This window comes from Nonomuraea fuscirosea (assembly GCF_035917475.1).
In the GTDB taxonomy this organism is placed as follows: domain Bacteria; phylum Actinomycetota; class Actinomycetes; order Streptosporangiales; family Streptosporangiaceae; genus Nonomuraea; species Nonomuraea fuscirosea.
Genome location: NZ_CP109074.1, coordinates 442,153 through 455,430, shown reverse-complemented (window position 1 = coordinate 455,430; position 13,278 = coordinate 442,153). Strand labels below are relative to the sequence as shown.

The following is a 13,278-nucleotide window of genomic DNA, read 5'->3' as shown; positions in this document are numbered from 1 at the left end:
CGGGGTCATGGGGTAGCCAGCGCCTCCGTCGGGGAGAGGCGGGAGGCGCGGACGGCCGGGTAGAGGCCCGCCACGGCGCCGATGGCCAGGGTCGCGGCCAGGCCACCGAGCGTGGCCCAGGCCGGCACGACCGAGGGCCAGCCGCTGTAGAGGGCGTACCCCATCGTCACCGCCGTCCCGAGCAGGATGCCGCCGAGCCCGCCCAGCGCCGACAGCAGCAGCGACTCCGCCAGGAACTGGGTGCGGATCTGCCCTCTGGTCGCCCCGAGCGAGCGGCGCAGGCCGATCTCCCCGCGGCGTTCCAGCACCGAGATGACCATCGTGTTGGCCACCCCGACCCCGCCCACCAGCAGCGCCACCGCGCCCACGCCCAGGAGCAGGTTGGCGAAGGCCTCGTTGGTCGCCTGCTTGGCGGCCAGCGCGTCGGACGGGCGGGAGACGTCCACCTCGTTCGGGGCCTGCGGGTTCGCCGTGCCCGCCAGCACCTGGCGTACGGACTCCAGCCTGGCCTCCTCCGCCCGCGTGTAGAGGACGGTCGGATGCCCGTCGAAGCCCAGCCGCTCCTCGGCCACGGGCCAGCCGACCAGGACGCCGCTGTCCAGCTCGTCGGCCAGCGCCACGGGCTCCAGCACGCCGACGACCGCGAACCGCACGCCGCCGACGACGATCTGCGTGTCCTCGCCGACCGGCCCGATGCCGAGCCGCCGGGCCGCGGCCGCGCCGATCACCGCAGCCGGGTACCGCTCCGTGGCCGCGTTGAGCCACCTCCCGCTGCGCAAGGTCGCGCCCACCGTGGCGGGCAGGTCGAGGCGGGCGGCATAGGCGTTGAGCCCGCCCGTCTGCGCCTTCGGGATCCGCTCCGAGCGGTAGACCTTCGCGTCGGCGACCTTCCCGATCGAGGAGGCCGACTGTACCGGGCCGATCCGTTCGATCATGACCTCCGCGTCCACCGGCATCTGGGCCGCCTCGCCCATGAGCGTGGTGCCCGACGAGATGGTCAGCAGGTTCGTGCCCAGGGCCGACAGCTGGCGGTCGAGTTCGGCGCCGGACGAGGACGAGAGCCCGACCACGCCGACCATGGCCGCGATGCCGATGGCGATGCCCAGTGCTGAGAGGAACGCCCGCAGCGGGCGCGTGCGCAGGCCGACCGCGCCGACCCGCATCACGTCGCGCGGCCGCATCCTGGCCGGCGCCGGCTTCGGCCGCGGCACCTCGACGACCCCCATCACGCCACCCCCGATTCCACGGACCCGGACGTGACCGATCCGGACGACACGGACTCTTCCGAGAGCCCTTCCAAGGGCTCTGAGCCGGCGGCGGAGTCGGAGACGATCTCGCCGTCGCGCATCCGCACCTGCCGGGGCAGGCCGGCCGCGATCTCCCGGTCGTGGGTGATGATCAGGATGGTCGTGCCGCCCGCGTTCAGCTCGTGCAGCAGCTCCATCACCCCGGCGCCCGAGACCGAGTCGAGCGCGCCGGTCGGCTCGTCGGCCAGCAGCAGCGGCGGATCGCCCGCCACCGCCCTGGCGATGGCCACCCGCTGCCGTTCCCCACCGGACAGTTCGTGGGGTTCGTGGTCCATGCGGTGCCCGAGCCCCACCCGTTCCAGCGCGACCGCCGCGCGGCGGCGCCGCTCGGCCCGGCCGAGGCCGGTGTAGACGAGGCCGTCTGCCACGTTGTCCAGCGCCGGCACCTTCGCGGCCAGGTGGAAGGACTGGAAGACGAACCCGATGGTGGTCGCCCGCAGCGCCGACAACTGGTTGTCGGACAACGCCGAGACGTCGTACCCGTCGATGTGCAGGGTTCCGGAGGAGGGCCGGTCGAGGGTGCCGACGACGTTGAGCATGGTCGACTTCCCCGACCCGGACGGGCCGGCGATGGCGACGAGCTCGCCGTGGCCGATCCGCAGCGACACCGACCTGAGCGCCGCCACGCCGCCGGGATACGTCCGTGACACGTCCCTCAGGGCGATCATGGGGTACGTCATTTCGCCAGCCCCACGGTCATGCCCTCGCTCAGCCCGTCGCCCGAGACCTCGACCCGGCCGCCCGCGTACAAACCGGTCTCGACCCCGACGTAACGGGACTTCCCGCCCTCGACGACCTCAAGGCCGAACCCGCCCTCCTGCAGCGCCACGAGCGCCGCGATCGGCACGGTCAGCACGTTCTTGCGCTGCGCGGCGGTGAAGGTCACGTCCACCGAGGCCTTGTCGAGCCCCTTCGCGGCCTTGGCGGCGCCGATCGAGATCAGCGCCTCCACCCGCGTCTGCGGCTCCTCCTGCCCCTCCCCCGGCACGATGACCGTGGCCACCTCGGTGACCTTGCCCTTGACGTCCTTGCCGTCCGGCAGCGTGACCTCGACCTTGGCACCCTTCCTGGCCATCCGCTGGTCCTCGGCGTCGAGCTGAACCGTGATCACCTTGGCCGTCCCCGTGTACGTCAGGACCTTCATGCCCGGCGTGACCGGCGCGCCCTCCTCGGTGTCGAGGCTCTCCACGCGCACCTTGCCCGGGGCGAACACGACCCGCCCCAGCTCGACCACGCCGGTCTCCGCCAGGCCGCGATCCTCCTGCCACTCCATGACGGCCTGGGCGGTGTCCCAGGTGAACTCGTCGTCCACGGTGAACCCGTCGTAGCCGAGCTTGTCGAGGTTGCGTTCCAGGTTCTCGACGTCCTTGCCCTCCATGCCGGAGCGCAGGTCGCGGTAGGCGGGCCGGTCGCCGTACATGAGCACGACCGGCTTGTCGTCCACCCGGAACAGCGACCGGCCGCGGCTGATCGTCGCGCCGCTGACGGGCAGCCAGGTGACGGTGCCGGGCTGCCTGCTCACGGCCGTGGTGACGGGGCCGTAGCCGAGCTCGCCGTCGGCGTCCCTGGTGTCGTTCAGCGTCTGCCTGGTCACCGTCGTGGTCGCGGGCGGCAGCACGGCGGCCGCCCTGGTCGGTCCTGCGCCCGCCTCCAGCACGCCCGCGCCGTTCACCGCGACGAGCGCGCCGCCCGCGAGGGCGGCCACCGCCAGCAGCCCGGCCACCAGCCTGCCTCTGCCGCGGCGGCGCCGGCGCGGCGGCGGGGCCGCGCGCTCCGCCGTGCCGTCGAGGGTGCTCCCTTCGGTCACCGGGCCCATCAGGAACCTCCCATACCGGCCTCGGCGGACTCCTTCTGGCACTTCTCCTGCGCGGACTTGAAGTCGGGGTCACCGCCGACGTCGGGGGTGATGCGCATCATGCCGCCCTCGGGGTCGGGGTAGTTCTCGACGCCGTTGTCACGCATGCACTGGGCGAGTTTGCGCAGGTTCTCGCCCATCTTGGGGTCTCCGCCGCCCTTCCGCTGACCGCTCGGGGCGTACTGCTTGCACGCGTCCTGGGCCGCCTGGACCTTCTCCTGGGGCGTGTTCTTGTCGAACCTCATCGTGAACCTGCCGCTGGAGTCGGGGTCGGGCACGTCGATGCCGTTCTCGCGCATGCACTGGGCGAACTTGAGCGCCTTCTCCTGCGGGTCCTCGCTCGGCTTGGCCGCGGCCGTGCCCTGGCTCGCCGCGCCCGTGCTCACCGAGGCCACGTCCGCTCCTCCTCCCCCGCCGTCCGAGCCGCAGCCCGCCAGGACCAGGGTGAGTGTGAGCGGCGCCGTGACCAGCGCGCCGAGGATTCGTCCTCGCATGACAGTTCCCTCCGTCGGACGCCGGCGGGTGAATGCCGGCGGATGAATGCCGTTCGAGGGGAGATGCAATAGCTCCGGGCGTTTCCTCAGCGTTTCCGCCTGGCGGATTATCCGGAACGCGGCGGCTTATCCGGAACGGATATCCGTTCCGTCACACTCGGCTTCGTAAGCAGACGGAAAGGACCTGAGAACGCCATGCGGGTGCTGGTGGTTGAGGACGAGCCGATGCTCGCCGACGCGATCGCCGAGTGGCTGCGCGAGGAGACACACGCGGTCGATCTGGCGCACGACGGCGCGGCCGCTCTGGAGCGGATCGCGGTCAACGACTACGACGTGGTCGTGCTGGACCGCGACCTGCCGCGTGTGCACGGCGACGAGGTCTGCCGGGAGATGGTGGCCTCCGAGTGCGCCGCCCGGGTGCTGATGCTCACGGCCGCCGCCCAGCTCGACGACCGGGTGAGCGGGCTGTCCCTGGGCGCCGACGACTACCTGCCCAAGCCGTTCGCCTTCCCCGAGCTGGCCGCCAGGGTCCTCGCGCTCGGCCGGCGCTCGCGGCCGGCCGTGCCTCCCGTGCTGCGCCGGGCCGGGATCACGCTCGACCCGGCGCGCAGGGAGGTGTTCAGGAACGGGCGGTTCGTGCCGCTGTCGAAGAAGGAGTTCGCCGTCCTGACCGAGCTGCTGCGCGCGAACGGCGCCGTCGTGTCGGCCGAGCAGCTGCTGGAGAAGGCCTGGGACGAGCACGCCGACCCGTTCACCGGGGCGGTCCGGCTGACCATACTCAAGCTGCGCCGCAAGCTCGCCGACCCGCCGGTCGTGCAGACCGTGGCCGGGGTGGGGTACCGGATCGCATGAGACTTTCCCCGTCTGGTCCACCGCGGCCCACGCTCCGGCTGCGGCTCACGGCCGTGTACGGGGCGCTGTTCCTCCTCGCCGGGCTGGCTCTGCTGGGGGTCACGTACCTGCTGTTCAACCAGCAGCTCGACCGGACCTTCGAGGAGCGGTTCGCCTCCTCCGAGCCCGGCAGGACCAAGCAGGTCTTCCTGACCAGGGACGGCGTCACCGTCTACGGCGAGGAGGCGAAGGAGTGGCTGCGGCAGCAGGAAGCGGGGATCCAGTCCGCCGCGCTCACCTCGCTGCTCACACAGGGCGCCGTCGCGCTGGTCGTGGTCGGGGGCGGGGCCGTGGGGCTGGGCTGGGTGGTGGCGGGCCGCATGCTCGCGCCGCTGCGGCTGGTCACCGACACCGCGCGCAGGATCGCCGCGGCCCCCATGGCCGAACGCGGGCTGCACGAACGCATCGCGCTGAACGGCCCCGCCGACGAGGTCAAGGACCTGGCCGACGCCTTCGACACCATGGTGGCGCGGCTCGACCACTCCTTCGACGGGCAGCGCAGGTTCGTGGCCAACGCCTCGCACGAGCTGCGCACGCCGCTGACGCTGAACCGGGCGCTGGTCGAGCTGGCCATGCACCGCCGTACGGCCACGAGTGAGGTCAAGGAGCTGGGCGAGAGCCTGCTGGAGATCAACACCCGGCACGAACGGCTCATCAACGGGCTGTTGCTGCTGGCCAGGTCCGAGCAGGACGTCGCGGACCGCTCGCCGGTGGACCTGGCCGACGTGGTGACGCACGTGGCCGCGCAGAGCGCCGACGAGGCCGCCGACCGCAAGGTCACCCTGTACGAGGTCACCGCGCCCGCCCCGACGACCGGAGACGCGCTGCTGCTCGAACGGCTCGTGCACAACCTGGTGGAGAACGGCCTGCGCTACAACCTCGACGACGGCACCGGGTGGGTGCGGGTCGTCAGCCGGACCGTGTCCGAGCATCGGGTGGAGGTGGAGGTGAGCAACACCGGGCCGAGCGTGGCACCGTACGACGTGCCGCTGCTGTTCAAGCCGTTCCACCGGCACCGGCCCGAGCGGACGGTGACCGGGACCAGCGCGGGGCTGGGGCTGTCGATCGTGCGGTCGGTGGCGGTGGCGCACGGGGGTGACGTCAGGGCGCGGCCCAGGGAGGGCGGCGGGCTGATCGTGGTGGCGGCACTGCCCCGGGCGCGGGACTGACGTGGTCGGGCGCGGGCCTGGTGTGCTGGCCGTCGCTCTCGAACGAAGCTTCGGCGGGTGTGTGACTTCACCACAAATCCTGATCTGAGTCGCTATCGTACGTAAAGATCTACCGCACCCGTCTCAGGAGTCACTTCTCTCATGGCGAACGTCGAACCGCTGCGGGAGGACGACCCACCGGCGGCAGGGCCGTACCGGCTGCTCGGCCGCCTCGGCGCGGGCGGGCAGGGCACCGTCTACCTCGGGCAGGCGCCCGACGGCCGGCGGGTCGCGGTCAAGGTGCTGCGGGGCGGCGCCGGGTTCGGCGCTCGCTTCGCCAAGGAGATCGAGGCGGCGCGGCGGGTGGAGCCGTTCTGCATCGCGCAGGTGCTGGACGCCTCGCCGGACGACCGGCAGCCGTACATCGTCACCGAGTACGTCGAAGGCCCCTCACTCCAGCAGGCGGGCCGCCACACCGGAGCGGACCTGCAGCGGCTCGCGGTCGCCACGGCCACCGCGCTGGCCGCCATCCATCAGGCCGGGGTCGTGCACCGCGACTTCAAGCCCGCGAACGTGCTGCTCGGGCCCGGCGGGCCGCGCGTCATCGACTTCGGCATCGCCCGCGCCATGGACGACCCCGTCACGCACAGCGGCGCGATCGTGGGGACGCTCTCCTACATGGCGCCCGAGCAGCTCGCGGGGGAGCCGCTCGGGCCGGCGGCGGACGTGTTCGCGTGGGCGTCGGTGATGGTGTGGGCGGGGACGGGCGCGCCGCCGTTCGGGCAGGACACGATGCCCGCGATCATCAACCGGATCCTGCACAACGAGCCGCACCTGGGTGAGCTGCCGCACGGGCTGCGCGCGATCGTGTACGACTGCCTGGCCAAGGATCCGAGACGACGGCCGACGATGCGTGACGTCATCCTGCGCCTCCTCAGCGGCCAGAACCCCGGCCCGCCACCGCAGCCCGGGCCGGGGGCGGCGTCGGGCGACTGGGCACAGCACACTCCCCCACCGAGACCGCCGAGCACGGGATCCCAGGATGCGGGATCCCAGGGCGCGGGGTTCCAGGATGCGGGACCCCAGGGTGCGGGACCGGGTCCGTTGGGGCCGGGGCAGGGCCCGCCGATGGGGCCCGGAGTTGGGCCTGGGCATGCGCCGGGACCTGGGCCTGGGCATCGGGGGCGGCGGCCGGGGTCGGCGCTGGTGGCTGTGGCCGGCGGGGTGGGAGGGGTCTTGGTGGCGGCGCTCGTCGCCGGGGTCGTCTGGGCCGCCCCCTGGTCGGGCTGGAAGGGCGCGGCGTTCCTCTCCGCGGGCTCCCCCACCCCGGACGCCACGTCCGACGCGGACCAGGACTCCGACCCGGACTCCGACCCGGACGACACGGCGGACAGGACGGCCGAGCCCGGTCACAAGCCCACGAAGACCACGTCCAAGCCCCGTACCACCGCCCCTAAAACCCAGAAACCCACCCAGAAGCCCACCTCAACCCCCACCTCGACCCCCACCAGGACCCGCACACCGGCGCGCACGAGCGCCCGCCCGACCCCCGCCCCGACCAGGACCACCAGGAAACCGGCCACCAGCGCCAGGATCAGCATCCTGCAGATCGGCCTGTCCGGCGGCCCCGGCCAGTCGGGCGCGAGCGGCTGCTACATGCCCCCGGTGCACTTCCAGACGCAGGTGGAGTCGAGCAGGCCGGGCATCTGGATCTCGTATAAATGGGCCATCGACGGCCGGGTCCGCGTGAACAACAGATCGTGGGTGTCGGAGGGCGAATACACGGCTTTCGTGACGTCCGGGCAGTACATGCTGGACGCCGGCCGCCACACGATCACCCTGAACGTCACCGCGCCCGCCGCCACCAGCAAGAGCATCACGATCGACGTCTGCTCCATGGACGACTACCAATGACGCCCGAGGCCATCGGCCCCTACCGGATCGTCGGCACACTCGGGGAGGGCGGTCAGGGGATCGTCTACCTGGGCTCCGCCCCCGACGGCACGCGCGTCGCCATCAAGGTGCTGCGCGAGGGCGTGATCGGTGACGGCCGCTTCGCCAAGGAGATCGCCGCCGCGCGGCGGGTGGAGCCGTTCTGCATCGCGCAGGTGCTGGACGCCTCGCTGGGCGGGCGGCCGTACATCGTGACCGAGTACGTCGAGGGGCCATCGCTCCAGCAGGCCGGCCCGCACACGGGGGCGGACCTGCAACGCCTGGCCGTCGCCACCGCCACCGCGCTGGCCGCCATCCACCGGGCCGGGGTCGTGCACCGCGACTTCAAGCCGGCGAACGTGCTGCTCGGCCGCGACGGGGCGCGCGTCATCGACTTCGGCATCGCCCGCGCGATGGACGACGCGGTGACCCGTACCAGCAGCATCGTGGGGACGCCCGCGTACATGGCTCCCGAGCAGTTCCTCGGCGCGCCCGCCGGACCGGCCGTGGACGTGTTCGCGTGGGGGTCGGTGATGGTGTACGCGGCCATCGGCGCGCCACCGTTCGGCAACGACTCGCTGCCCGCGGTGCTCCGGCGGATCCAGTACGAGGAGCCGCGGCTGGACGGCGTGCCCGAGCCGCTGCGCTCGATCGTGCACACCTGCCTGGCCAAGGACCCCGCCGCCCGCCCGGCCATGCAGGACGTCCTCTTCCAGCTCATCGGCGCCTCCCCCGTGCGCCCGGCCCAGCCACCCCACCCGGCCCCCTTCCCCGCAGGACCGCCTTTCCCCGGCGCGACAGGCGGGCCCGGGGCGGTGCACGGATCCGGGGCGGGCGGCAGGCCCGGCGCGGTCCTTGGGCCCGGGGTGGCCGGCGGACCCGGCGCGATCCACGGATCCGGCCGTGACGGGGGCTTCGCGCATGGGAGGACCGGTCCCACGCGCACCTCGTCCCGCAACCATCTCGTGCTCGCGCTCCTGGCCGGCGGCACGGCGGTCGTCGTGACGGCGGGGGTGGCCGCGGCGGCGGTGTGGTGGCCTTCCTGGCGCGGCGGCCCCGGCACGAGCGCCGCCATCACCGGCCCGGCCTCCACCCCCGCCTCGACCCGTCCGACCGGCAAGGCCAAGCAGTCGGCCAAGACCCTGAGCCCTCCCAAGACCTCGAAGACGCCGAAGGTTTCGCGGACCCCCACAACCCCGAAGACTCCCAGACACACGCCCACCCCCACGTCCGTCCCCACGAAGAAGACCGCGACACCGACCGTGAAGCCGACCACCGCCAAGCCCACCACCGCCAAGCCGTCCACCGCCGGCGGCGTCAGGTCGGTGGCGTTCACCTATGAGGGCATCAGGCTGGGCGACTGCTGGCGCTACGACATGAACATCTGGGCCAAGGTCTCGGCCACCGGCACCTACAGCTACCGCTGGCTGGTCAACGGCCAGAACCAGGGCCGGCAGTCGGGCACGTCGGCGTCCCGTCCGCTGCTCCCGTCCATCACGTGGAAGCAGGAGGGCACGTACCGCGTGGTCTTCGAGGTGATCACCCCGGCCCGCAGCCAGAAGAGCGTCACGGTGAACATCTGCGACTTCGACAAGGGCTGGTGAGCTTCCCGCGGCGGCGGGTACCTAGTGATCATCTCGGAAAGGAGATTCCCCCTATGACCACGCCCGCACGTCCCCGGTTCCACCTCGCCGTCCCCGTGGACGACCTCGACGCGGCCCGCCACTTCTACGGCGATCTGATCGGTTGCGCCCAGGGCCGCAGCTCGGGCACCTGGATCGACTGGAACCTGCGCGGGCACCAGTTCGTCACGCACCTGGCGCCGTCGCGGGCGCAGCGGGCGCACAACCCGGTGGACGGCCACGACGTCCCCGTGCCGCATTTCGGGCTGATCCTCACGATTCCGGAGTTCCACCAGTTGGCCGGCCGGTTCCGGGAGGCGGGCATCGCGTTCGTCATCGAGCCGTACCTGCGTTTCGAGGGGCTGCCGGGCGAGCAGTGGACGATGTTCCTGCTCGATCCGGCCGGCAACGCCCTGGAGTTCAAGGCGTTCGCGGACGACTCTCAGGTGTTCGCCGTCTGAGGAGAGAGGTCGTGACCGGCGGTGAGACGGACGTCGGCGTCCAGAGCGGCGGCCAGGCGACGCGGCAGGGCCTTCCCGTGATGGAATCAGAGAAGACGCCAGAGTCCATGTTCACCCCACAGGGGAACGCGCCCTGAGTCTGGCGCCGAGACAGTCAGTCGCCGCCCGCACCAGCGTGGGCCCGGCCCACCCGTTTCGCCGACTCGGCCATCGCGCGACAGAGCCGGTCCGCGTCCCAGGCGGGCTCGCGGAGGTCGAGCCGGTTCGTGGGTCGGAAGCCGTCCAGGGCCAGGTGGACGTGGCGTCGCCACAGGGACGGGGCCACCTCCCGGGTGGCCTCGGCGACTCTGCTGCTCGCCCACAGCAGCAGGAGGAGGTCGGCGCCGGTGACGTCAGGACGTACGACGCCGGCCGCCTGCGCCCGTTCCAGCACCCCTTGCGCGAGCGCGCAGATCTCGCGGTGCGCGGTCTCGGTGCGGTCGTCACCGGGGAAGCGGCGCGCCAGGAAGTCGCCGAACGCCCGGTCCCCTGCCTGGGCCGCGCACAGGACTTCGAGCAGGCCGCGGAACGCCTCCCACGGATCCTCCAGGCCGAGAGCGGCCTCCACCTCGTCGATCACGCCGCGCAGTTTCGGTTCGAGCACGGCGCACAGGAGGTCGAGACGGGTCGGGAAGTGCCGGTAGAGGGTGCCGACCACCAAATCGGCGTCCCGTGCGATGCCGTCGAGGGCCGCCTCCGCGCCCTGGTCGGCGAACGCGCGACGGGCGCATTCGAGCAGCCGCTCGCGGTTGCGGCGGGCGTCGCGGCGAGCGGGCGACGGGTTTCCTCCTGATGGCATGAGGCCACCGTAGCAAGGTGCGACATGTCTCAACTTTGAGGGTGTTCTCATGTTCGCTACAGTGAGCAGCTCCAGAAGATGAGACAGCTCTCATTTTCCGACTGACACCAGGGAGACGACATGGCGAAGCTCGACGGGAAGGTCGCGGTGATCACAGGCGCGACCTCCGGGCTGGCACTGGCGACGGCGAAGCTGTTCGTGGCGGAGGGCGCGCACGTGGTCATCACCGGCCGGCGCCAGGACCGGCTGGACGCGGCGGTGGCCGCCATCGGCCACGACGTGACCGGGGTGCTCGGCGACGTCGGCCAGATCTCCGACATAGCGCGCCTGGCCGAGGTGGTGGCGGCCGAAGCGGGCCGGGTGGACGTCCTCGTCGCGAGCGCCGGCGCCTGGACGTGGAACGAGCCCGTCGAGGACGTGACCGAGGCGTCGTTCGACGCCGTGTTCGGGGTGAACGTGCGCGGGACGTTCTTCACCGTGCAGAAACTGCTGCCGCTGCTGTCGGACGGCGCCTCGGTCGTGCTCGTCGGGTCGGGCGCCGCGGACAAGGGCGATCCGGGCACGACGGTCTACGCCGCGAGCAAGGCGGCGCTGCGGTCGTTCGCCCGGACCTGGACCTCCGACCTGAAGGCGCGCGGGATCAGGGTCAACGTGCTCAGTCCCGCCGCGATCGACACCCCCGCGTTCGCCGACCTTCCGCCTGGGTTCAAGGAGCAGATCGCCGCGCGGGTCCCCGTCGGTCGCCTCGGCGACGTACACGAGATCGCCACCACGGCGCTCTTCCTCGCCTGCGCGGACTCGAGCTTCATCACCGGGATCGATCTGCCCGTGGACGGCGGGATCGGTCAGGTCTGAGCGGCTTCCGCGGTCGCGGCGGTCTCCGTCGCCCTCTCTTCACCAACCCTCATCCTTTACGGCGAAGCCGACGGCACCGCCACCCTCCGCACGTGGCTGAGGGCCTCCAGGAAAACGGCCGCTGACCCCGCACAGGGCCGGGCGCCGTCACGTGCGCAACGTTGACCATCCGCGTGGTCACCGGTTCACCACCTGGGGTCCCTCAGGGCGTATTCCGGTGAGGGCGAGGGTGAGCAGTCGGTCGGCCTGGGTGGTGCCGTCGGGGTCGTGTTCGACGGCCAGGCAGATGGCGTTGACGAGGGTGAGCAGGTCTGTGATCGAGACCTCGGGCCGTGCGGCGTTCGCCCGGCAGGCGCGGGCCAGCAGATCGGCTCCGGCGTCGGTGATCATCGTGTGGCAGGTGGCGCCCCAGGTGGGGTCGCCGTCGTGCGCTCCGCGCATCAGCGAGGCGGCCAGGCCCCTGTTGGACACGGCGTGCCGGACGACGGCTCCCAGCCAGGTCGCCAGCGCCCGCCCCGGGTCGGGGTCGGCGGCCAGGTCGGCGGCGACGGCGCACAGGGCCTCGACCTTGTCGCGGAAGACGGCCTCCAGCAGCCGCTGCCGGGAGGGGAAGTGGCGGTGCAGCGTGGCCGAGCCGACGCCGGCCCGCCGCGCGACCTCCTCCAACGACGCCTCGGCTCCCTGCTCGGCGATGGCCTCGGCGGCGGCGGTCAGGATGCGGTCGTAGTTGCGGCGGGCGTCCGCGCGCATCGGCCGCACGGACGCGGTCGTACGGCTGTCGGGCGGCATGTGTGCTCCGGCGGGCTTGCGTAAACGGGGTGGCCCTCCATATCGTACTCACCCATAACCGGGGGGCCACCCCACTTAGGGAGTTGGCCGCCGCGTGCCTAGCGTATGGAGACATTTCGTGAAGACCATCATGGTCGTGGGAGCGACCGGCCTGCAGGGCCGGGCCGTGACAGCGCAGCTGCTCGCCGGCGGCTGGCGGGTACGGGCGGTGACGCGCGATCCGGACGCCCCGGCGGCCCGCGCGCTGGCGCAGGCGGGCGCCGAGCTCGCCCGCGCCGAGATGGACGACCCCGCCTCCCTCGTCGCCGCCGCCGAAGGCGCCCATGGCCTGTTCAGCGTGCAGCCCACCGTCGGCTCCCCGGGCACCCCCGCGGGCTTCTCGGCCGAGGACGAGGTCCGCTGGGGCCGCAACGTCGCCGACGCGGCACACGCCGCCGGCGTCCGGCACCTGGTCTACGCCTCGCTGGCCGGCGCGGGCCGCCACGACACCGAGAGACTGCCGGGCAACGTGATCAGCAAGTGGCGGATCGAACAGCACATCACCCGGCTGGGCCTGCCCGCGACCTTCCTGCGCCCGGTCTCCTTCATGGAGAACTACACCGGCGCGTACCACCTGCACGACAACACCGTCGCGACCGCGTTCGCCGCCGACGTACCGCAGCAGATCATGGCCGTCGACGACGTCGGCGTCTTCGCCGCGCTGGCCTTCGCCGAGCCGGGCGAGTGGATCGGCCGCGCGGTCGACCTGGCCGGCGACGAACTCACCCCGCGCCGGATCGCCGCCGAGATCTCCGAAGCCGTCGGCCGGCCGCTGCCGTACGTGGAGATCCCGATCGAGACGATCGCGCGGATCGGCGAGGAGTTCGCCTACGCCTACACCTGGCTGAACGAACACGGCTACCGCGCCGACGTCGCCTTCACCCGCGCCCTGCACCCCGGCCTGATGGACCTGCGTACCTGGCTGCGACGGACCGGAGCGGCCCAGATCTCCGCCTTCCTGGCCGCCCAGGAAACCGCGGAACGCGCTGGGTGAATCCGAGCAGAAGCCGATCTGAATCGGGTCGTTGTTTGACTGGTCTGGTCCGA

The 13,278-nt window shown here is 72.3% G+C and carries 13 protein-coding genes; 7 read left to right on the top strand and 6 right to left on the bottom strand.

Annotation, left to right across the window (positions count from 1 at the left end):
- Positions 1-5: 5 nt before the first annotated feature.
- From OIE67_RS02090 to OIE67_RS02075, 4 genes are read right to left on the bottom strand one after another with little or no spacing between them, the layout of a single operon-like run.
- A complete protein-coding gene (locus OIE67_RS02090; RefSeq protein WP_326636095.1) occupies positions 6-1,226 on the bottom strand; it encodes an ABC transporter permease in 1,221 nt (406 codons plus the stop codon).
- Positions 1,226-1,975, bottom strand: coding sequence for an ABC transporter ATP-binding protein (locus OIE67_RS02085; protein WP_326636093.1), 750 nt, complete (start codon positions 1,973-1,975; stop codon positions 1,226-1,228). Before OIE67_RS02085 ends, OIE67_RS02090 begins: the two co-directional genes overlap by 1 nt.
- A gap of 8 nt (positions 1,976-1,983) precedes the next feature.
- The gene (locus OIE67_RS02080) at positions 1,984-3,114 is read right to left on the bottom strand and encodes an efflux RND transporter periplasmic adaptor subunit (RefSeq protein ID WP_326636091.1); all 1,131 of its coding nucleotides are present in this window, start codon (positions 3,112-3,114) and stop codon (positions 1,984-1,986) included.
- 8 nt (positions 3,115-3,122) lie between these two features.
- Entirely contained in the window at positions 3,123-3,656 is a 534-nt protein-coding gene (locus OIE67_RS02075; RefSeq protein WP_326636089.1) for a hypothetical protein, read from the bottom strand.
- Positions 3,657-3,851: 195 nt separating this feature from the next.
- On the opposite strand from OIE67_RS02075, the gene OIE67_RS02070 reads away from it, so the two are divergent.
- The 5 genes from OIE67_RS02070 (at position 3,852) to OIE67_RS02050 (ending at position 9,710) form a co-directional block, all read left to right on the top strand.
- The gene (locus tag OIE67_RS02070; RefSeq protein WP_106248980.1) at positions 3,852-4,508 is read left to right on the top strand and encodes a response regulator transcription factor; all 657 of its coding nucleotides are present in this window, start codon (positions 3,852-3,854) and stop codon (positions 4,506-4,508) included.
- Positions 4,505-5,716: a sensor histidine kinase gene (locus OIE67_RS02065; protein ID WP_326636087.1), complete on the top strand. Its 1,212-nt coding sequence runs from the start codon at positions 4,505-4,507 to the stop codon at positions 5,714-5,716. Before OIE67_RS02070 ends, OIE67_RS02065 begins: the two co-directional genes overlap by 4 nt.
- Before the next feature lie 141 nt (positions 5,717-5,857).
- Complete coding sequence (locus OIE67_RS02060; protein WP_326636086.1) at positions 5,858-7,609, top strand: serine/threonine protein kinase; 1,752 nt, start codon at positions 5,858-5,860, stop codon at positions 7,607-7,609.
- Entirely contained in the window at positions 7,606-9,231 is a 1,626-nt protein-coding gene (locus OIE67_RS02055) for a serine/threonine protein kinase (protein ID WP_326636084.1), read from the top strand. The genes OIE67_RS02060 and OIE67_RS02055 overlap by 4 nt, the downstream gene beginning before the upstream one ends.
- Positions 9,232-9,284: 53 nt before the next feature.
- The gene (locus OIE67_RS02050; protein WP_106248977.1) at positions 9,285-9,710 is read left to right on the top strand and encodes a VOC family protein; all 426 of its coding nucleotides are present in this window, start codon (positions 9,285-9,287) and stop codon (positions 9,708-9,710) included.
- Positions 9,711-9,864: 154 nt separating this feature from the next.
- Here OIE67_RS02050 and OIE67_RS02045 read toward each other — a convergent pair whose 3' ends face one another.
- A complete protein-coding gene (locus tag OIE67_RS02045; protein ID WP_326636080.1) occupies positions 9,865-10,548 on the bottom strand; it encodes a TetR/AcrR family transcriptional regulator in 684 nt (227 codons plus the stop codon).
- Between the two features lie 120 nt (positions 10,549-10,668).
- Here OIE67_RS02045 and OIE67_RS02040 point away from each other — a divergent pair, with 120 nt between their 5' ends.
- Positions 10,669-11,403, top strand: a complete 735-nt coding sequence (locus OIE67_RS02040; protein ID WP_326636078.1) for an SDR family oxidoreductase — start codon at positions 10,669-10,671, stop codon at positions 11,401-11,403.
- A 177-nt stretch (positions 11,404-11,580) separates the two neighbouring features.
- Here the strand turns inward: OIE67_RS02040 and OIE67_RS02035 are convergent, their stop codons facing one another.
- A complete protein-coding gene (locus OIE67_RS02035; RefSeq protein WP_326636076.1) occupies positions 11,581-12,192 on the bottom strand; it encodes a TetR/AcrR family transcriptional regulator in 612 nt (203 codons plus the stop codon).
- A 118-nt stretch (positions 12,193-12,310) separates the two neighbouring features.
- Here OIE67_RS02035 and OIE67_RS02030 point away from each other — a divergent pair, with 118 nt between their 5' ends.
- Positions 12,311-13,225, top strand: a complete 915-nt coding sequence (locus tag OIE67_RS02030; RefSeq protein ID WP_326636074.1) for an NmrA/HSCARG family protein — start codon at positions 12,311-12,313, stop codon at positions 13,223-13,225.
- Positions 13,226-13,278 lie beyond the last annotated feature (53 nt).